We start from the raw sequence: 19,160 nt of genomic DNA on the forward strand, positions 1-19,160 counted from the left end.
TTCAGTGGGTCGGGGCGGGGACCGGGGTGGTGGCGGACCGGGCGGCGGCACGGGTGCGGCGGGCGGTGCGGAGGGCGTCCGTGGTGAACACCACCAGCGCGAGCCAGACCAGGGCGAAACCGGCCAGCCGGGCCGGCGGCATCGGCTCGTGGTAGACCAGCACCCCGCAGCCGAGCTGGAGGATCGGACCGACGTACTGCAACATGCCGAGGGTGGACAGCGGCAGCCGGTTCGCCGCCCCGGCGAAGAACAGCAGCGGGATCGCGGTGGCCGCGCCGGCCAGCACCAGCAGCGCGGTGTGCCCGGCGGAGACGTGCCCGAACGTCGCCGCGCCGTCCCGGGTCAGCCAGCCCAGGTAGGCCAGCGCCGGCAGCGCCAGCACGGCCGACTCGACGAAGAGCCCCTCCGCGGCGGGCAGCGCCAGTCGCTTCTTGACCAGGCCGTACCCGGCGAAGCTGAAGGCCAGCACCAGCGCGAGGTAGGGCGGCCGGCCGTAGTCGACGGTCAGCACCACGACGGCGAGGCCGCCCACGCCGAGCGCCGCCCACTGCGCCGGGCGCAGCCGCTCGCGCAGCAGGAAGACCCCGATCAGCACGATGACCAGCGGATTGATGAAGTAACCGAGGGCGGTTTCGATCACCCGGTCGGAGTTCACCCCGTAGATGTAGGTGCCCCAGTTCACGGCGATCAACGCGGCGGCCGCGCCGACGGCGGCGAGCGCCCGGGGCCGCCGGACCAACGCCCGCAGGAAGCCGATGTTGCGCATCGCGGCCAGCACGAGGGCCACGAAGACCACCGACCAGACGATCCGGTGGGCGAGGATCTCCACCGGCCCGGCCGGCCGGAGCAGCTTCAGGTAGATCGGGAAGAAGCCCCAGATCAGGTACGCGCCGAGACCGTACAGGTAACCGAGGCGGGTCTGGTTCACGCCTCCACAGTAAGTGGTGAAGGGGGCTGTTGCTCCTTTCCGGTGACCTGGCTCACCCGCTGGTCGAGCTGCATCCAGCGGTTGGGCTCGACCGGGACGAAGCCGATCTTCGCGTATACCCCGTGCGCGTCGTTCGTGGCCAGCACGATCCGGTGTACGCCCAGCTCGGCCAGGTGGTCGCGGACCGCGCCGGCCAGCCAGGTGCCCAGCCCACGACCCCGCTCGGACCGGTCCACGTAGACGTCGCAGAGCCAGGCGAAGGTGGCGCGGTCGGTGACCACCCGGGCCACCGCCACCTGCTGCCCGTCGCCCGGACGGTAGACGCCGAAGCCGATCGAGCCGGCGAAGGCGCGCTCGACCGCGTCCCGCTCCCGCCCGATCGCCCAGTACGCGTCGGTCGCGAGCCAGTGGTGCACCCGATCGAGGTCGAGCCGGGCCGGATCGGTGCTGAGCTGGTAGCCGTCAGGGCGGGTCAGAGTGAACACCCTGCCACGCTAGTACCGCTCTCCCCGCCCCTCGCCAGCCAATTCCCGCCCACTGGCCTGCCCGGCAGCCGGGACGGCGTGCCGGTGTCGGAGACGCCGGCGAGCAGGACCAGCCGGTTCACGGCGACAGCGGCTTGACCCAGCGCCGCCACTCCGGTTGTCGTCGGTAGCCGGCGGCTGCCCAGGCCAGCCGGCCCAGCTCGTTGCCGTCGAGCACCATCGCGTCGACGCGCCGGCCGCCGAGCCCGGCGAAGCGCAGCTCGGCGGCGGCCAGCAACGCGCTGCCGATGCCCTGCCGGCGGTGGTCCGGGTGGACGGCGAATCGGTAGAGATGCGCCCGCCAGCCGTCCCAACCCGCGATCAGCGAACCGACCACCGCGCCCCGGTCGACCGCCAGCAGCAGGGCGTGCGGGTCACGGGCGACCAGCCGGTGCACCGCCTCCGCCGTGTCGTGCCGGTCGGTGCCCTCGGCGGCGAGTCGCCAGAAGGCCAGCACCGCCTCGACGTCCTCGCTCGTCCCCGCCCGCACCTGAAATTCTGCCATGCCACGCTCCGCCCTCGGAGATCTTGGACAGTTGCCGTTCGCCGCGTACGGCAACTGTCCAAGATCCAGCCTGTTGGTCGTCAGTCGCGGTCGAGGACCGTGCCGAGGAGCCAGGTCACGAGGCTGACGAAGAGCGCGCCCAGCACCGCGGCCGGCCAGAAGCCGTCCACGTGGAAGGGCAGCCCGGCCTGGCCGGCGATCCAACTCGTCAACAGGAAGAGCAGGCCGTTGACCACCAGCGCGATCAGGCCGAGGGTGAGCAGGTAGAAGCCGCAGCCGACGGTCTTGATGATCGGCTGGAGCACCGCGTTGACCACCCCGAAGATCGCCGCCACCAGCACCAGCGTGGTCACCTTCTCGGCGACCGTGTCGGTGCTCAGGGTGATCCCCGGGATGAGCAGAGTGGCCAGCCAGAAGGCCACCGCCGTCGAGGCCAGCCTGATCAGAAGACCTTTCAGGAAATCCATGGCCGGGATCGTGCCACGCTCCGTCCAGCTGCGGAACCCGTGGTGATCAACGGATCGTGTTCGGGTCAGCGGCGGAGCGGGCGGCCGACCAACTGCGACTCGATCGGCGTCGGCGACAGCAGCGCCCAGCGCAGCGCCCGGCGGTTCACCACGGCGACCATCTCGTCCCGGATCCGGGTGAGCCACTCCGCCGAGCTGCCCAGGCCCAGGGCGGCACCGGCCAGCGCCGCCTCGCCCGGATCGAGCGGTTGCAGGATCGCCAGGTCGGCCCGGGCCAGCGCCGCCGTGTCGGCCGGGGTGAGCTCGTCCCGTACCACCAGGACGGATCGCCAGGCCGCCTCCGGCCCCGCCTCGGCCGGCACCGGCCCGGCGTCGACCACCAGCAGCAACGGGTGCAGCGGCGAGCCCGGAGCGCCGCCGACCGGCCGCCCGGGCGGGATCAGCGGCATCGTCCCGCCCGGCCCGCCCACTCCGCGCACGAACGGCTCCCACACCCGGGGTCGGGTGGTCTGCACCACCACCCGGGCGCCCAGCGCCAGCGCTCGCAGCGCCATGAGCTGCGCGGCGCGTACCCCGCCGACGAGCAGTAGCCGGGTCGTTCCGGGGCGGAAGAGGCGTACGGTCAACGGGCCGCCCTGCCGGTTGGCGCCCACCATCAGGCCGGACTCGCCGATGCCGAGTTCCAGCGCGTCCAACTCCGCCGGGGCCGGCGCGGTGGCGGCCCGGGCCACCACCAGGGGCAGGGTGGCGGCCAGGCCGACCAGGTGCTCGCCGTCGAGCCGGCGGAGCTCCGCGCCGAGATCGCCGGCGAGCCGGCGCAGCGCCCGCTCGGCGGTGGACAGCTCCACGGCGGTCGCGGCGGCCAGGCGTACGGTCAGCTCGGCCGGGACCGGGGCGGTGTCGGCGCCGGCGCGTGGACCGAGGCAGAGTGAGACGGTGGTGGCGGTGGTCGGCAGCGCGAGTAGCCGCGGCACCAGCCGCCGGCCCCCGTCGGCACGCGGATCCGGCCAGCGCCGCAGCCGCCAGGTGGCCTGCGCCAGCCCGCCGACCGCCAGCGCCGACCAGCTCTCGCGCAGCGGCGCCCCGGCGTCGTGGTGGGCCAGTTCGGCGATCACCCGCAGCGCCGCCGTTCCGCCCAGCGGCCGACCGGCCAGCGGGCCGAGCCGGCGGACGATGCGCCGGACCGTGCCGGAGAGGGCCCGGCGCAGCTCCTCGTCCGACCAGCCGTCGGCCCGGAGCACCCGGACGGCCAGCACCGCTCGGGCCCGGCCCGCCAGCCGCCCGTCGGTGAGCTGGCGGTACGACGTCCCGACTGTGCCCAGTGCGGCGGCCGGCGCCGGGGCGGGAGAGGCGGAGAGCAGCAGTTGGAGCCGGACCGGTGGGCTCTCCGGGCCCGGTGGCGGCAGCAGGCCCCGCGGCGCGGGCAGGGACTGCGGGCCGTCGCCGAGCAGGTCGCCAGGGTCGCCGATCTCCAGCAACGCGGTCAACCCGTCGGCGTCGTCGACCACGGCGGCCGGATCGCCGGCGAGTTCGACCGGGCGGACCGTCGCTCCGGGTGCCACCAGTTCCAGCACCGCGCCCGCCCCGGAGGCCGCGGGCAGCGCTCGCCGGCGGGTCAGGTGCGCCAGCCCCACCAGCAGCCACTCGTAGAGCCACCGGCCACGGAACCGCACCCAGGCGGCGGGCAGCAGCAGTGCCGCCGACAGCGCGGCGGCCACGGTGACCGCCGCGCCCCGGCCGACGGCCGCGGCCAGCAACGCCACCGCGACCTGCGCCGCCGCCACCTGTCCGGCGCGTACGCCCGGCACAGGACGGATCCGCCGCGGTGGCCGCCCGGGCGTCGGTGCCGGCCGTTCGGTCGTGGTCGCCGTCACCGCGTCTCCTCCGCCTGTTCGTCGCGTGACGTTGGCGTGGCTCATGGTAGGCCGCCTTTGTCCACAGGGGAGTGGAGGGGGTAGCACAACCGAAGTCGGACGACTACCGTCAGCGACGAGTTCCGCCGAGTGCGCGTCGTTTCCACCCACCAGTCCGGATCCGCGCCCGGCGAGTCCACGGTGGTCGTCGTTGCGGCGACCAGCCACGACCGAGGAGACGAGGTGACGTCCCGGGTGTCCCAGACCCAGGCAGAAGCCGCGGTGATGCAGCAGACCGCCGCGAAGTTCGAGCAGGTGGACCAGTCGTTGCAGAGCATGCTCAGCGGCCTGATGGCCGAGTTGGAGGTGTTGCAGCAGGCCTGGCGAGGCGCCGGTGGGCGCTCGTTCGAGCAGGTGAAGCAACAGTGGGCGCAGGACCAGGCGGCGCTGCAGCGGGCCCTGCGCGAGACGGCCACCGCGATCCGCACCGCCGGAGCGCAGTACGACGTCTCGGACACCGAGGCCGCCAGCCGGGTCGCCGGCCTCCACCGCAGCATCCAGCTGCCGCTCTGACAGGGAAGGACGGATCCGATGGACCACGGTGTGCTGGTCGTCAACTTCGCCGCGTTGCAGCAGGCCGGCGCGGACATTCAGAAGGCGCTGAACACCCTAGACAGCCAGCTCGGGCAGCTCGAACGAGACGCCGCGCCGCTGGTCGCGAGCTGGGCCGGCGAGGCCCGCGAGGCGTACGAGCAGCGGCAGGCGCGGTGGCGGGCCGCCTCGCAGGACCTGCAGGCCATGCTGCGCGACATCAAGCTGGCGGTGGAGGACTCCGCCGCCGACTATCTCGACACCGAGAAGCGGAACGTCAACCTGTTCCAGTAGTCGTCGCCGCCCGCGTCCAGGGTCCGCGCAGCCGCCGGGAAGAGGCCACCACCTGGCCTCGGCCGTGGGCGCCGCCTTCTCACGGTGGCGCGGACCCTGGACGCGTGGCGCGCGGCAGGCAGGGGCCGGTGGCGAGCGGCGCCGGTCGCCCGGGCGCGCCGGCGTCGGGGCGTTGCCGTTCGGGCACCGGTCGCCCGGGCGGGCGGTCTTCGGTTCGTGAGCGGCGCGTGGCGGTGGGTCAGGCCGGGCCGGCCGGACGCCAGCGGCGCCGGGCCCCGCGCGGCAGCACCACGGCGAGCAGCACCACCACGCAGGTCGCCGCCCCGGTCGCGCCGGCCACCAGCAGCGCCCGGTCCCGGGCCGCCGCCCGTCGCGTCCGCTGCGCCACCTCCGCCGGGTCCGGCTGCTCCACCGGCAGGGCCGCGCCCCGGCGCGGGCTCGCCACCGCCGGCCCGGCCGACTCGGTGACCGCTCGATACGGGTTCAGCACACCGGCGCCGGATCCGTCACCGCTTCCCGGGGCCGGGTCGGCACTGTCCACGATCCGCCGAGCCACCTCGGCCGCGGTCAGTTTGGGGCGATACTGCCGCAGCAACGCGGCGGTGGCGGCCACGAACGGCGCCGCGTAGCTCGTCCCCTCCGCCCGGCGGTGGCCCTGCCCGGGTGCCGCCACCAGCACGTCGCTGCCGGGAGCCAGCAGGTCGACGTACGGGCCGGTCTGGGAGAACGTGGAGCGGACCCCGTCCGCGCCGATCGCGCCGACCCCGAGCACCCCGTCGTACGCGGCCGGGTACGGCCGGGGGTTGCCGCTGTCGTGCAGGTTGCCGGCGGCGGCCACCACGACGACGTCACGCCGCACCGCGTAGGCGATCGCGAGGCGGACCGCGGGATTGTCCGCGTACAGCACGACGGAGAGGTTGAGCACGTCGGCGTCGTGGTCCACCGCCCACCGGATGGCCCGGGCGAAGTCGGCCGCGCCGACCGTACGCCCCGACTCCCGCCCGTCGACCACCTGCTGCTCGCTGACCCGTACCGGCAGGATGCGGACGCCCGGGGCGAGCCCCCGGAACGCCACTCCCGGCCGGGGTGTCGCCGCGATGATGCTCGCCACCCCGGTGCCGTGTCCGGCGCAGTCCCGGGTGCCGTTGCCGCCCGCGTCGAGGAAGTCGGCGCCGGCGAGCACCCGCCCGGCGAGCTGCGGATGAGTCCGGTCCACCCCGGAGTCGACCACCGCGACGGTCACTCCGGCGCCGGTGGCGAGCGGGGCGAGGCGGTCCGGCGCGTACCGTTGCTGGGGCCATGGCGGGTCCGCCACCGGGCGGGCCGGTGCGGGCGGTGTGGCGCAGGACGACGGCGCCCGGGCCGCTGCCGGACCGGCGGGAAGGACGGCGGTGAGGACGGCCGCAAGGACGGCCAGGGCCGGTCGCGCGATGGGCCGGGACATCGACCGCCTCCGTAACGTGTCGGCTCCGGAACAGGATGTTAGCGCCCGTAGACGGCCCGACGAACGGCTGCCGGCCAACCATTGTGATCTTGTTACCACCTTGTAGGTTGTAGGCGATGCCTGTGGCCTGTTCGCTGAAGGAGAGGTGGCCGTGACCGGATGGGAGCCGGCCACCGAGGCCGAGGTGGCGATGCGGGACGCGTTGCGTGCGCAGGACCAGCAGCTCTACTTCCGCATCCTGACCCGCGTCGATCTGCTGCTGCCGGTCGCCGCCGAGGCACCTGGGCGGACCCCGGTGGGCTGGGGCACCTGGACCACCGGCGGCCGGACGCACATCCTCGCCTTCACCTCCGTCGCCGCGTTGCGGGCCTCCCTGGGCGGGAACGCCGGTGCCACCCGCCGCGTCCCGTACGCGGAACTGGCCGCCGGATGGCCGAACCACGAGTGGTGGCTGGCCGTCAATCCCGGCCTGCCGATCGAGGGCTACCTGCCCGCCTGGTACGTGGCGCAGCTCTCCCGGGGCGACGTCCGGCTGCCGGGCCGGACCATGGGTGCCCGCGCCCGCCTGGAACGGGTGGAGACGGCCGCCCGGCTGCGCGCCGGCACCGGCACACCCGGCCCGGACGCCACGACGGCGTCGCTCCCCGACGCGTTCGCAGGGCGAGCACCTGCCGCGCCGGTCCCAGTCAACTCGGGCGGCCGCACCCCGGCGGCCGGGGACGAGCCGTTGACGGTGCCGATCCCCACGCCGGCCGCCCGGCCCGCCGTGCCCCGCGCGGCCGGACCGGTCGGTCCACCGGCGGTCCAGGGGGCGGAGCCGGCGGCCGACAAGCCGACACCGCCCAACCGGCGTCCCGGCGATGACGGACCGGCCCGCGACGGGTGGCCCGCCCGACCGCACACCGCTTCCGCTGGCGGCGCCCCAGCCGGTGGTCGGTCCGCGCTCGGCTCCGACAGCCTTTCCGGCTGGCTCAACGACCTCCGCCGGCGTCCGGGCGAGCCGGACCCGTTCGCCGACGCCGGGCGTACCGGTTCGGCGAACGACCGGTCCGGCGAGCCCGCGCCAGCCCCCGCCCGGTCGTTCTTCGAGCCCGCATCGAGCCGCTCATCGCGCCGGCTGTCCTCCCCGGACCCGGTGCACCGGCCCGGTGAGCCTGCTGTTCCGCCGTCCCGACTCGCCCAGGGTGGCCAGCCGTTTCCCCGCCGCCGCCCGCTGAGCGAGCCGGTTCCGGAGCGGCCCACCCGGCCGTTGGGAGTGGACGCCGGGGAGGCCACGCAGGCGCTGCGCCCGGGGGAAGCGGCCGTGCCCTTCCGACCCGCCGCGGCCCCAGGGGAGGAGGCGACCCAGGCGCTGCCCCGTCCGCACCTCGCCGTCGGCGACGGGTCGGGTGCGGACGAGCGGACCCAACCGATTCGTCCCGGGGGCGGGGCCTTCGCGCCGGCCGAGACGGAGGAACTGCCCCCGTCGGTCGCCGAACCGGTGCCCGGCCCGCCCACGCCGCACCAGGGTTTCAAGCCGATCGTCATCGAGGGCACCGTGATCGAGTCCCGGGACCTCACCGGGTCCGAGGAGCCGACCCGGATCGCCCCGGCCCCCGACGCGGCGTCCGAGCCGTACGCGGTGCCGGCCGTTCCCGACGCCACCTCCGCGATGGCGACCGCGGCCGGCTCGCCGTTCCGGACCGACGGCGACGGGCCAGGCGCGCCCTGGGCCGGCCCCGCCGACCCCACCGTGCCGATCACGATCGAGCCGCCCGCTGAGCCGACGGTTTCGTTGTTCGAGGTGCCCGAGCCGCCCGCCGAGCCGACAGTTTCGTTGTTCGAGGCGCCTGCGCCGGCTGCGTCGCCTGCCGCGCCCGCGGCGGAGCCGGTGGTGTCCGCCGGACCGGAGCCGACGCCGCCGGAGCCGACGCCGCCCAACTTCGTGGCGGCCAACGAGGTCGAGGAGGAACTGCTCGGTGCGGCGGGCAGCGGCAGCACCGACGGCTTCCTCTCCACCCTGCTGCTGGCCCGGGTGCTGTTGCCCGTCGCGGCCGACTCCGCGCCGGGGAGCCGCCCCGGCGACCTCGGCTTCGTCTGGCGGACGGAGCAGCTCGACGGCGAGACGTACGTGGTGGTCTACACCTCACCGGAGCGGCTGGCCGACCGCGTCGACGCGTCGGTCGACACCGTACGCGTGAAGTTCGTCCAGCTCATCCGCCGCTGGCCGGACGAGAGCTGGTCATTCGCGGTGAATCCGGGCACCCCGGTCGGGGCGAAGTATCCCGGCGAGCAGGTCGTCGCGCTGGCCAACTGGGCCGCCGAGGTGGGGCTCGGCGACGACGCGGAGGGCGAGCCGGAACAGCCGGTCGCCGAGGCCGAACCCACCTCGGTGGTCCGGCCCACCGCGCCGCCCGCCGACCCGAACCGGCCGGTGACGATGCAGAAGGCGCTCGCCCCGAGTCAGCTTGCCTACTATCTGGAGCGTGGCTACGACCGGGTGTCCGGCTTCGTGCACCGGGCCGGCGAGCTGGCCCATTTGAGCACTCCGGCGCAGCTCTACGACGCGCTCGGTCTGGGTCACCCCGAATCGCCGTTCTCCCGGGACGCCGAGGAGATCTACGTGCTGCGCTGGCCGGCGTACCGGCCGAGCCTCTACCGCATCCCGTACGGCGGGCAGAACGAGGCCGCGATGCGAGCGATGGAGGGCTGGGTGATCGAGCGTCCGCCGTTCCGTGGCAACGGTTTCGCGCCGGGGGAGAGCAGCGACGTGGTCGCCGAGTTCAAGGTGGACAGCGCCCGGCTGCCGCACGGTGCGCAACTGTGCCGGATCGGCGCGGACGGCAGTGACCGGGTGGTGGCGATCCTGGACACCGACGCGCTGCGCTGGCGACGGGTCGGTGACTCGTGACCCGCGACGGCTACGTGGCCCGCTGGCGGGGCCGGGAGTACCAGGCCAGCCCGGACGGCGACGACGTCCGCCTCTACCAGCCCGGGCCGGGCGAGGGCTTCGAGGAGGTACGCCCCGGCCGGCACGTCCGGGTGGTGCCGGCCGCCGAGGTCGACGAGCTGGCGTACGTCCGGACCACCTGCACCTGGCAGGGGCAGCCGTTCATCGTGCTGGCCGAGCAGGACGGCTGGCTGCGGGTGGAGTACACCGGTGGCCGGTGGCCGGTGGCCCGCGCGTTGGGGCTCGAAGCCTTCGACTTCGGGGTCTACCAGGGCTGGGCGCCGGCGAACGAGGTCGCCGATCTGCGCGAGCAGCGGGTGTGAGTCAGGACTTCGCCCAGCGCAGGATCTCCCCGAGCACCACGTCCGGGGCCTCCACGTGCGGGAAGTGCCCGACCCCGTCGAGCAGCCGCCACTCGTACGGGGCGGTCACGTAGCGGCCCGAGCCCTGGGCGGTACGCGGCAGGGACGACCGGTCGAGCGCGCCGTGCAGTTGGAGGGTCGGCGTGACCAGCGGCCGCTGCATCAGCTTGACGAACCGGTAGCCGTGCAGCCGCAGCACCGACCGGAACGCCCACCGGTAGCCCTCCATGGCGCAGAAGGCCGCCTGCGGGATCTGCATCGCCTCCCGGCAACTCCGGGCGTACGCCGCGAAGTCGGGGCCGTTCACCCAGCGCGGCCCGCCCCAGCGGCGCAGGATCGCCTCCACCTCGGCGGCGTCGTCCCGGGTCAGCACGTGCTCGTACCGGGGAAGCTGGAACTTCAGGGTCGGGGTGGAGGCGGCGAACTGGCCGCGCGGGTCGGCGAAGATGGCGGCCCGCAGCCGGAGCGGGTGCGGCGCTCCGAGCACCACCAGCCGCCGGACCAGGCTGGGGTGGAACGAGGCGGCGGTCCAGGCGATGAGGCCGCCGGCCCCGGAGCCGACCAGGGTCGCCGACCGTTCGCCGAGCGCCCGGATCAGCCCGGCCACGTCGGCGGCGAGTGTGTAGCCGTCGTATCCCCGGGGTGGCTTGTCGCTCGCGCCGTACCCGCGCAGGTCCATGGCGACCGCCCGGAACCCCGCGTCGGCGACCGCCGGCAGCAGCTCCTGCCAGGCCAGCCAGTATTCGGGAAAGCCGTGGAGGAAGAGCACCATCGGGCCGGCACCGGCCTCGACGACGTGGAAGCGGCTCCCGTTGGCGCCGACGAACCGGTGCGTCCACGGCCCGTCGGGGAGGACGCAGGACTCGTCGACGGGTCCGCTTCGCTGGTCGGTCATGTGGCACAGCCTAGGGCCGGCATCGCGCCGGTAGCTGCGCAGGTGGCGAGGATCAGGGGATTCTCCGGGAGACCACCGGAGGGCCCGGTTCGGGGGTGGGCCGGCCGGGATGCCGGTTACGCCGAGGGCGATGCCCGGGCAGGTGACCTGCCCGGGCATCGGGTGGTGCGCGGTCGTACCGATCAGTGGTTCAGGAGAACTTCACCTTCATCGAGGTGCCCTTCTGCTGCTGAACCGTGATCTTGACGCCGACGGCCGGGAGCTTGACGCCGTGGTTCGGTAGCTCCGGGTACCAGTACTGCTTGGTGTCGTTGAACACCGGCTGCGCGTCCTGGCCCCGGATGTACTGGGCCTGGCCGTTGATGTGCAGGGTGACCGAGTCGGCCTTGTTCAGGCTGAACGGGGCGTCGTAGACCTGGACGCGGGCCCGCCACGGGTTGCCGGTCAGGTTGTAGATCGGCTGCGGGTGCGCGTCGATGATCAGGTTACGACCCTCACCCGGGTGGTCGAACGTGTCGTTGTCGGCCCACCGGAGGTTCCAGTAGGAGATGAGCAGCCCTTCCTGGTACGCGTAGTGGTCCACGTAGTCCGGGCGGGTGTTCAGGTAGCCGAAGTAGTACGGGCCGGTCTTCAGGTACTTGTCGTACGAGACGTACGACCGGTTGCCGGCGATGTAGTAGTTGTCGAACTTCCGCTGGTAGGTCTCCTCGACGATGCTCCAACCGCCGAGGGTCCAGCCGCTGGCGCCCGCCTCGGCACCGTCGCTGAGCAGCGTCTGCCCGTCGGCGGTCACGGTGATCGCGTCACCGTAGAAGCCACCGGCGGAGAGGCCACCGTCGGTCTGGTAGCGCAGCCGGAACTGCACGACCTTGCCGGCGAGGGAGCTCAGCGGGATGTCGACGTCGACCCACTGCCCGTCGCTGGAGCCGTCCAGGGCGAAGCGTCCGGCCGAGATCTCCTTGAGGGCGGTGCCGTTGGCCGTGCCCGGCAGGGTCGACCAGGTCTGGCCACCGTCGGTGGACGCCTCGAAGAAGAGGTAGTCGTAGTCCTCTTCGATGGTGTAGCGACCCTTCATGGTGAGCGCGGCGCTGCTCTTCCCGGTGAGGTCGATGGTCCGGGTCATCGTGTTGTTCAGGTCGTCGGCGTTGCCCGAGAAGAACTGCTTGGTGCCCTCGTACGGCTTGCCGTTCTGGAAGGTGTACTCGCGCTGCGGGAGCACCACCACCGCGGCCTGCGCCTTGGTGGAGTTGTATTCCTGCGGGCCCAGTTCCAGGGTGCGCTTCTGGCCGGCCACCACGACCTCGTAGTCGAGCCAGCCGAGTTGGAGCTTGTTCCAGGCGCCGAGGTCGCCACCGCGCTCGCCGATGCCGCCGTCGTTCTTGTCGCCGAGGCGGCTCTGGGCCATCAGGGTCCAGTGCTCGTTGTTGTTGTCCCCGCCGTTGTTGATGTTGTAGTCGTCCGGCAGGCCGAGGTCGTGGCCGTACTCGTGGTAGAAGACGCTGCGGCCACCGTTCTCGGGCTGGATGGTGTAGTCGCCGATCCAGACGCCGGTGTCGCCGATCTCGGTGCCGCCCAGCGGGTTGTCGGCCGGGCCGGTGTTGCCGATGTCCGAGGCGTACGCGTACCAGCGGTGGCTCCAGATGGCGTCCTCGCCCTGGTGCGGGTCACCGTCGGCCTGGTCGCCGCCGGAGTGGACGATCTGGAAGTGGTCGATGTACCCGTCCGGCTCGTTGAAGTCGCCGTCGCCGTCGTGGTCGTACCGGTCCCACTGGTCCATCGCCCGCACGTCGGCGGCGATCTCCGCGGTCGACCGGCCCTGCGCCTTCTGGTCGGCGACCCACTGGTTGGCGGCGTCGCGGACCAGCGCCCAGGTGTTGGTGCAGACGTTCGAGGCGCACGGGTAGCCGTTGGAGCGGCCGTAGCGCGCCTCGTTGTACCGCACCTTGACCCAGTTGGTGACCTCGCCGTCCACGCTGTAGCGACCCGAGGACTGGGCCTCGTAGTACTGCTTCAGCGACTCGCCGCCCGGGTCGGTGCCGAAGTAGAGCTGGCGGTAGTGGTCGGCGTTGTAGTCCGGCTGCCAGACGGTGGAGTTGTCCACCGCGCGGTCGGGCTGGGGGATCTCGTTGCGCAGCGGCCCGTCGAACCGGGTCGGGCCCTCGGTGTTCGGGTCGGTGTCCTGGTCCGGGTAGCTCGGGTGCCGCTCGTTGCCGAACTCGGCGAGGATCACGAAGATCTGGTCGGTCTTCTCGCGCGACAGCTCGACGTACTGGTCCTGGGTCGGGCCCTTGCCGGCCTTGGTGCTCTTGGCGTTCTTACCCGCCTTGGGCCCCTTGGCGGCCTTCTCGCCGACCTTGACGACCGTGCTGCCGTTGATCTTCTCGGCCTTCGCCCGGCCGGAGAGGACCTCGCTCAGGCCCTCCTGGCGCAGGGCCCGGCGCTTCTCCTCCAGCGGGTTGGGAAGGTCGTGGTCGGCTCGGGCGGGCTCGGCCACCGACGGGGCGGCGGCCGGCACCTTCGCGGCCGGCGCGGCGCTGGCGGCCGTGCCCGCCACCAGTCCCGTCGCGGTCAGCGAAAGCCCGAGCAGACCCACTGCGACTTTGCGCACGTGGTACCTCCGGTGTGAGGGAACCGGCCCAACGGGGGTACGGGCCGGTGCAGACGTCCCACTAGTGGGACCAATGGTGAAGATAGACACTCCGGTGACCGGTGGGAAGAAGGCGCGCATCGATTTGTAGCAAATTTTTGCCGGCGTAACTCCTCACCGTCACATCCGCGTCGGCCGATCGAGTCGTCGCCGGCGAGGCGGACGGGTACGCGAAAGGGGCCGGTGGCGTCGCCGCCGCCGGCCCCTTCCGGTCCGCTGCTAACCGATCAGTTGGTGATCTTGACGACCATGTCGCTGGTCGGGGTGGTGCCCTGCTCCAGGATCTGGATCCGGGTGCCGGTGCCGGCAACCTTCACCGAGTTCCACGCGTTGCCCGAGTTCCAGTACGTCCCGATACCGCTGTCGTCGAAGACCGGCTGCGGGGCGAGCGCCGGGACGGTGACCGCCACACCGTTCTTGTGGAAGGTCTGGGCCGGCTTGGCGTACAGGCTGAACGTCGCGTCGTAGCCGCCCCGCCGGTTGGTGATGGTGCCCTGGCCGGGGACGTTGATCTTCTGCGACCGGACGTCGACCGGCAGGTTGAGACCGTAGCCCGGGTGCTGCGACGTGTTGTTGTCGCCGTACGCGTAGTTGACGTACCACACCAGCATGCCGGGGTGGTTCGAGAACCGCTCCACGAAGTTCGGCCGGGTGTTGAGCCAGCCGAAGTTGTACCCACCGGTCCGCAGCGTGTCGTCGTAACCGAAGTAGGTCCGGTTCTCGGCGATGTAGAAGCGGGGGTAGGTGGCGGTCACCGAGCCGGTGATCCGGGTCCAGCCCTTGGCGGTCCACTCCGCGGCCAGGGTCTCCGCGTCATCGGTCCAGGTGACGGCGCCGTTCTTGGTCAGCGCGATGTTGTCCAGGAACGGGCCCGCCAGGTGCACGCCGCCGTCGGTTGCGTAGCGGTAGCGGAACGTCACGGTCTGCCCGGCGTACGCCGACAGGTCGTAGGTCAGGTCGACCCACGCGCCGCTGGTGGAGCCGTCGACACCGGTCTCGCCGGCGTCGATGAGCGAGTTGCTCAGCGAGTGCCAGGTGGCGCCACCGTCGGTGGACACCTCGGCGTAGAGGAAGTCGTAGTCCTCCTCGATGTCCCACTGTGCCTTCGCGGTGATCGACGCGGAGGTCGCGCCGGTCAGGTCCAGGGTGCGGGTCAGCGTGGAGTTCAGGTCGTCCGCGCTGCCGCCCCACCACTCGTACGACCCGCCGAACGGCGTGTTGTAGTTCGTGGTCTGGGTCTGCGAGGGCAGGTTCACCACGACCGCCTGAGCCTTCGGCCCGTCGCTGTCGCCCGCCGGCCCGAGCGTCACCTTGGTGGCGCCGCTCTTCTCCTCGACCACCGAGTGGTTCAGCCAGCCGAGGTAGAGCTTCGACCACGGGTCCATGTAGCCCGGGGTCGAGCCGATGTCGTCGACGCCGTGGCCGAGCCACGAGCCCGAAGCCATCAGGCTCCAGAAGCCGACGCCGTTGTCGCCACCGACGGTGTCGTACAGGTCCGGCAGACCGAGGTCGTGACCGTACTCGTGGGCGAAGACGCCCAGGCCGCCGTTCTCCGGCTCCGTGGTGTAGTCACGGATCCAGAACCCGGTGTCGCCGATCTGCACGCCGCCCGCGAGATTGCCGGCCGGGCCGGCCTTGCCCTCAAGGTTCGGGAACGCGGCCCAGCGGTGCGACCAGATGGCGTCCTCGCCCTGGGCGCCGCCGCCGGCCTCCTCGCCCTCACCGGCGTGCACCGCCTGGAAGTGGTCGATGTAGCCGTCGGGCTCGTTGAAGTCGCCGTCGCCGTCGTAGTCGTACCGGTCCCAGACGTCGAACTGGGCCAGGTAGTCCTTGATCTGCTGCGGCGTCTTGCCGGCCTTGATCTGGGCGTCATACCAGGACGTGGCGCTGTCCTTGATGAAGTTCCAGGAGCCGTCGGCGTCGGAGATCTCGTTGCTGCCGTACCGGGCCTCGTTGTACGGCACGGTGATCCAGTCGCTGACGTCGCCGCCGACCGTGTACCGACCACCGGACTGCTTCAGGTAGAAGTCCCGCATCGACTCGTTCGGACCGTAGAACATGTCCGTGTAGTGCTCGCGGTGGAAGTCGGGGCGCCACGTGGTGCTGTTGTCGTCCGTCGCGCTGCCGTCCCAGTTGCGGTCCGGCTCGGGGATCTGGTTGACCACCGGGCCGGGTGTGCCGCCGGTACGCGGGTCGGTCTTGTCGCCGAAGTTGACCAGCATCGTGAAGATCGGGTCGACCTTCGGTGCCTGCTGGTACTCGACGAACAGGTCGTCCTTCATCTGGATGACCTTGGAGCCGTTGCGCGTCTGAAGCTTCGCCTTGCCCTTCAACAGGTCGGCGATGGCCTGCTTGCGGACCTCCCGGTGCTGATCCGCCTTCGGGTCCGGGAGGCTGTCCTTCTTGCCGAGCTTCGCGTTGTCAACGCCGGGGGCGGGCTCGGCCGCCGGGGCGGCGGACGCCGGCGCCGTGACGACACCGGCTGCCAGCAGGGCGGCCGCCGTCGCGGCCAGGCCCGCTGTGACTCGTCTCCTCAAAGGTCCTCCTCCTTTGTGGATCTGTTACATGACAGGAGCGGCTATAGCCATCACTGTCATGACATGCGCCACCCACAATGGCAGAGGCATGGACCCTTGTCACCGGCCAGTTGCCACTCCGGGCGGCCTTCATATCCGGCTAAATAGGGATCAGATCCCCCAGTGATTCGGCGCCGATTCACGTTACGTTTTGACAACGGTCACGCTGCGTGACGGTTGGTTGTGGCATCCCCAAGGGGAGCGCCGGGAACCACAGAAATGTCACGCCTCGCTCTCCGGTGGAACATCGGCGGACAACGAGCGACGGGGCCCGTCCGGAGCAGTGCGCTCCAGGACGGGCCCCGCCGGGGTACCCGATCCGCTACAGCGGGTCAGGTCACCGCCTTGCCGGGGTCACGAAGACCGTGGCGTAGGAGTTGTCCTTGGCGGCCCGCTTGATGGTGATCGAGACGCCGTAGGCGACGCCCGCGTCACCCGGGTTACCGGTGCCGAGGACGATGGCCCCACCGCTCAGGGTCGCCCCGTAGTACTCCGCCGCCGGGGTGCCGTCGGGGTTCACCACGCGGGTGGTGTACGGCGCGTTCTCCTTCGACGGAAGCACCACCGAGGCGTCGTTGTCCCGGGCGTACGCCGCGCCGTCGCGGATCTCGATGCCCGGGTACCAGCCCTTGGCGTCGGTGAAGGCCGGCACCGGAGCCTGGGAACCGTAGTTGGTGCAGTACTCGCTGTACGGCTCGCCCGCCGCCTCCAGGCACTCCCGGAAGGGGTACGTCGGGTTCAGCGAGAAGGCCGCGTTGGACGACTGCGGACGGCTGGGCAGGTTCTTCAGCGTCGACGGGTCCTTGCTGGCCGCCACGCCCGTGCGGCGCAGCGGGTCGAAGTGCGAGTCGACGATGAGCAGGCCGCCCTTGGCGCCGTAGCTCGGCAGCGCGGTCATCTGGCCGGTGACGTGGTTGACGTTGCCCAGCATGGTGTCCCGGTACCAGACCAGCATGCCCGGGGCGTTGTAGGCGACCTTCTCGACCTTCCACGCGTCGTGCGAGTAGGTCGTGTCGTAGGTGTACTTCAGGCCGTTGTCGAAGCCGTCGAAGTTGCGCCACTCGGCCAGGTAGTACTGCGCCTTGACCTGGGTGCCCGGGTCGTTGTGCCAGCCCGCGCCGGTGGTGTCGGTCCAGGTGCCGCCGGTCTGGGTCCAGCCGTTCGCGCCACCCTCGACGTCGTCGCTCCAGGTGGTGGCCCCGCCGCCGGTGACCGAGAAGTCGTCGGCGAACCAGCCGCGCTCCTCGAACGCCGCGTCCGTGGCGAGGCGCAGCCGCACCTGCACCGTCTTGCCGGCGTACGCCGACAGGTCGATGTAGTCGTGGCGCCAGCCCTCCGTGTCACCGCTGAGGCCGTACTTCTTGCCTCCGTAGTCGGCCATCCGCCCGTTCGGGTCGCCGTAGCCGTCGTTGGTGGTGACCAGCTTGCCGGACTCGTCGTACACCTTCTGCTCGGCCCAGGTCGCACCGCCGTCGGTGGAGACCTCGACGAAGCCGAAGTCCCAGTCCTCCTCGATGATGTAGTTGTTCCACATCCAGAACTTGGCGTCGGCGGCCGCCGGGACGCTCACCTCGCGGCTGAGCTTGACGTCGGCCCAGTGCTGGTCGGCGCCGCTGTACCACATGTTCGCGCCGCTGTGCGGTTCCGCCAGCTTGACAACCTTGTCCGGCAGATCGATCTTGATGCCGTCCTCGGTGCCGACCGGCGTACGGGAGGTCTGGCCGAGCTGCACCGCGTGCCCGTTGCTACCCGGCTTGAAGGTCAGCGGGTCGGCCCAGCCGAGTACCCACTTGTCCCAGATGCCCATGTGGGTGGGCAGGGCCTGGAAGATCTCACCGGAGTGCGAGCCCGAGGCCATCAGGTCCCAGAAGTCGACGTCCGAGTCGGCGTTGCCCGAGGTGTCGTAGAGGTCCGGCAGGCCGAGGTCGTGCCCGAACTCGTGGGCGAACACGCCGACGCCGGCGTCCTCCGGCTGCACGATGTAGTTGGACACCTTCAGGTTGGTGCCGGGGATGGTGTAACCACCCGCGACCGACGAGGAGTGCGCCCAGATGGCGTAGACGCCCTGGTCACCGCCGCCGCTGGACTTGCCCTTGCCGGCGTGCACCAGCACCAGGTGGTCGATGACGCCGTCCGGCTCGTTGTAGTTGCCGTCCCCGTCCCGGTCCGCCTGGTCCTCGATGTCGTAGTCGGCCCAGGGGAAGTTCGGGTCCATCTTGGCCAGCGCGTCGATCGCGTCGGTGGCGAGCCGCGCCGCACCCAGCGGGTTGTCCGGGTGGCCGTTCATCGACTGCTCACGCCCGGGGACCCAGTTGCCCTTGTCGTCCTTGGTGCAGCGGTTGGCGCCGTACCAGGCCTCCGAGTGCGGCAGCTTGATCCACGGGCTGGCCTGCCCGTCGACCGTGTACGCGCCCTTGGACATCTCCAGGTACATGTTGTGCATGGTCCGGCCGGCCAGGCTGACACCCGGCTTGCCGTCCGGCCCGGTCAGGTCCGTCCGGACCCGCTCGGTGATGCCCTCCTTGGTGTAGAGCATCTTGTTGTAGTGCTCGGACGAGAAGTCCGGCACCCACATCGAGTTGTTGTCCTTGTGGGACAGCGTCGCCGGGTCGGCGATGTTGTTGTGCGTCGGCCCGTTCTGGACGGTGCCGGGCACACAGGTCCGGTCGTCGAAGACCGTGTTGGGGACCATGACGTTGGTGAAGTCGTCATTGGCCTCGTCGTTGAACTCCACCAGCAGCGTGAGCAGCTTGGCCGTCTGGGTGCTCTTGGCCTGCTTGATCTTACGCGGGCTCTGGCCGGTCTTGATCGCCTTGGCCTCGAGCTTGGCCAACTCCCGCGCGGTCACCGGGTTGCCGCCGGCGAACTTGCGGTCGTAGGCCCGGGCCTCGTCGCCGGGCGAGGTGAAGATGCCGTCCTTGCCCTTGACCTCCTTGCCCGCGGTGTCCGGTTGCACCTCGGGCTCGGCGTAGTTGATGTAGTACTCGTCCGCCCCGATCGTGGCCGGTGCCGGACCGGACGTCTGGGCGGCCGCGCTACCGGTCACGGTCAGTGACGCGGCCGCGAGGGCGATGGCGGGCAGCGCGACGAGTAGGCGTCTGCGTGACCCGGATTGCGGAAGTGTGTGCATGCCACTCCGTTCGTC

General features: G+C 71.8%; 14 protein-coding genes. 4 read left to right on the forward strand and 10 right to left on the reverse strand.

Annotated features, from left to right (window positions below; genetic code table 11):
• Position 1: 1 nt before the first annotated feature.
• The 5 genes from rarD to eccE all read right to left on the reverse strand — a co-directional run bounded on the left by rarD (position 2) and on the right by eccE (position 4,298).
• A complete protein-coding gene (gene rarD, locus GA0070604_RS01665; RefSeq protein ID WP_091113019.1) occupies positions 2-928 on the reverse strand; it encodes an EamA family transporter RarD in 927 nt (308 codons plus the stop codon).
• Positions 925-1,413: a GNAT family N-acetyltransferase gene (locus GA0070604_RS01670; RefSeq protein ID WP_091113021.1), complete on the reverse strand. Its 489-nt coding sequence runs from the start codon at positions 1,411-1,413 to the stop codon at positions 925-927. The genes rarD and GA0070604_RS01670 overlap by 4 nt, the downstream gene beginning before the upstream one ends.
• A gap of 118 nt (positions 1,414-1,531) precedes the next feature.
• Entirely contained in the window at positions 1,532-1,957 is a 426-nt protein-coding gene (locus GA0070604_RS01675; RefSeq protein WP_091113024.1) for a GNAT family N-acetyltransferase, read from the reverse strand.
• A gap of 80 nt (positions 1,958-2,037) precedes the next feature.
• Positions 2,038-2,424, reverse strand: coding sequence for a phage holin family protein (locus tag GA0070604_RS01680; protein ID WP_091113028.1), 387 nt, complete (start codon positions 2,422-2,424; stop codon positions 2,038-2,040).
• 65 nt (positions 2,425-2,489) lie between these two features.
• Positions 2,490-4,298: a type VII secretion protein EccE gene (gene eccE, locus GA0070604_RS01685; protein ID WP_091113032.1), complete on the reverse strand. Its 1,809-nt coding sequence runs from the start codon at positions 4,296-4,298 to the stop codon at positions 2,490-2,492.
• 234 nt (positions 4,299-4,532) lie between these two features.
• Here eccE and GA0070604_RS01690 point away from each other — a divergent pair, with 234 nt between their 5' ends.
• Both GA0070604_RS01690 and GA0070604_RS01695 read left to right on the forward strand, forming a co-directional pair.
• Positions 4,533-4,850, forward strand: a complete 318-nt coding sequence (locus tag GA0070604_RS01690) for a WXG100 family type VII secretion target (RefSeq protein WP_091126832.1) — start codon at positions 4,533-4,535, stop codon at positions 4,848-4,850.
• Between the two features lie 18 nt (positions 4,851-4,868).
• Positions 4,869-5,162 (forward strand): WXG100 family type VII secretion target, encoded by a 294-nt coding sequence (locus GA0070604_RS01695; RefSeq protein ID WP_091113035.1) that lies wholly within the window; start codon positions 4,869-4,871, stop codon positions 5,160-5,162.
• Between the two features lie 238 nt (positions 5,163-5,400).
• Here GA0070604_RS01695 and mycP read toward each other — a convergent pair whose 3' ends face one another.
• On the reverse strand, positions 5,401-6,606 hold the full coding sequence (gene mycP, locus GA0070604_RS01700) for a type VII secretion-associated serine protease mycosin (RefSeq protein ID WP_091113037.1): 1,206 nt from the start codon (positions 6,604-6,606) through the stop codon (positions 5,401-5,403).
• A 151-nt stretch (positions 6,607-6,757) separates the two neighbouring features.
• Here mycP and GA0070604_RS01705 point away from each other — a divergent pair, with 151 nt between their 5' ends.
• Complete coding sequence (locus GA0070604_RS01705; protein ID WP_091126833.1) at positions 6,758-9,496, forward strand: SseB family protein; 2,739 nt, start codon at positions 6,758-6,760, stop codon at positions 9,494-9,496.
• Complete coding sequence (locus GA0070604_RS01710) at positions 9,493-9,858, forward strand: hypothetical protein (protein ID WP_091113040.1); 366 nt, start codon at positions 9,493-9,495, stop codon at positions 9,856-9,858. Before GA0070604_RS01705 ends, GA0070604_RS01710 begins: the two co-directional genes overlap by 4 nt.
• A gap of 1 nt (position 9,859) precedes the next feature.
• Here GA0070604_RS01710 and GA0070604_RS01715 read toward each other — a convergent pair whose 3' ends face one another.
• The 4 genes from GA0070604_RS01715 to GA0070604_RS01730 form a co-directional block, all read right to left on the reverse strand.
• On the reverse strand, positions 9,860-10,792 hold the full coding sequence (locus tag GA0070604_RS01715) for an alpha/beta fold hydrolase (protein WP_091113046.1): 933 nt from the start codon (positions 10,790-10,792) through the stop codon (positions 9,860-9,862).
• A 190-nt stretch (positions 10,793-10,982) separates the two neighbouring features.
• A complete protein-coding gene (locus GA0070604_RS01720) occupies positions 10,983-13,385 on the reverse strand; it encodes an immune inhibitor A domain-containing protein (RefSeq protein WP_091113050.1) in 2,403 nt (800 codons plus the stop codon).
• Positions 13,386-13,666: 281 nt separating this feature from the next.
• Entirely contained in the window at positions 13,667-15,976 is a 2,310-nt protein-coding gene (locus GA0070604_RS01725; protein WP_167363381.1) for an immune inhibitor A domain-containing protein, read from the reverse strand.
• A 376-nt stretch (positions 15,977-16,352) separates the two neighbouring features.
• Positions 16,353-19,145, reverse strand: a complete 2,793-nt coding sequence (locus GA0070604_RS01730) for an immune inhibitor A domain-containing protein (RefSeq protein WP_091113055.1) — start codon at positions 19,143-19,145, stop codon at positions 16,353-16,355.
• Positions 19,146-19,160 lie beyond the last annotated feature (15 nt).

It is taken from the genome of Micromonospora eburnea, from assembly GCF_900090225.1.
Classification (GTDB): Bacteria; Actinomycetota; Actinomycetes; order Mycobacteriales; family Micromonosporaceae; genus Micromonospora; species Micromonospora eburnea.

What these genes read in the sequence shown, in the direction of transcription:
- GA0070604_RS01675 (WP_091113024.1), bottom strand. Translation starts at nt 1,957, where the DNA reads ATGGCAGAATTTCAGGTGCGGGCGGGGACGAGCGAGGACGTCGAGGCG.
- GA0070604_RS01680 (WP_091113028.1), bottom strand. Translation starts at nt 2,424, where the DNA reads ATGGATTTCCTGAAAGGTCTTCTGATCAGGCTGGCCTCGACGGCGGTG.
- GA0070604_RS01695 (WP_091113035.1), top strand. Translation starts at nt 4,869, where the DNA reads ATGGACCACGGTGTGCTGGTCGTCAACTTCGCCGCGTTGCAGCAGGCC.
- mycP (WP_091113037.1), bottom strand. Translation starts at nt 6,606, where the DNA reads ATGTCCCGGCCCATCGCGCGACCGGCCCTGGCCGTCCTTGCGGCCGTC.
- GA0070604_RS01715 (WP_091113046.1), bottom strand. Translation starts at nt 10,792, where the DNA reads ATGACCGACCAGCGAAGCGGACCCGTCGACGAGTCCTGCGTCCTCCCC.
- GA0070604_RS01730 (WP_091113055.1), bottom strand. Translation starts at nt 19,145, where the DNA reads ATGCACACACTTCCGCAATCCGGGTCACGCAGACGCCTACTCGTCGCG.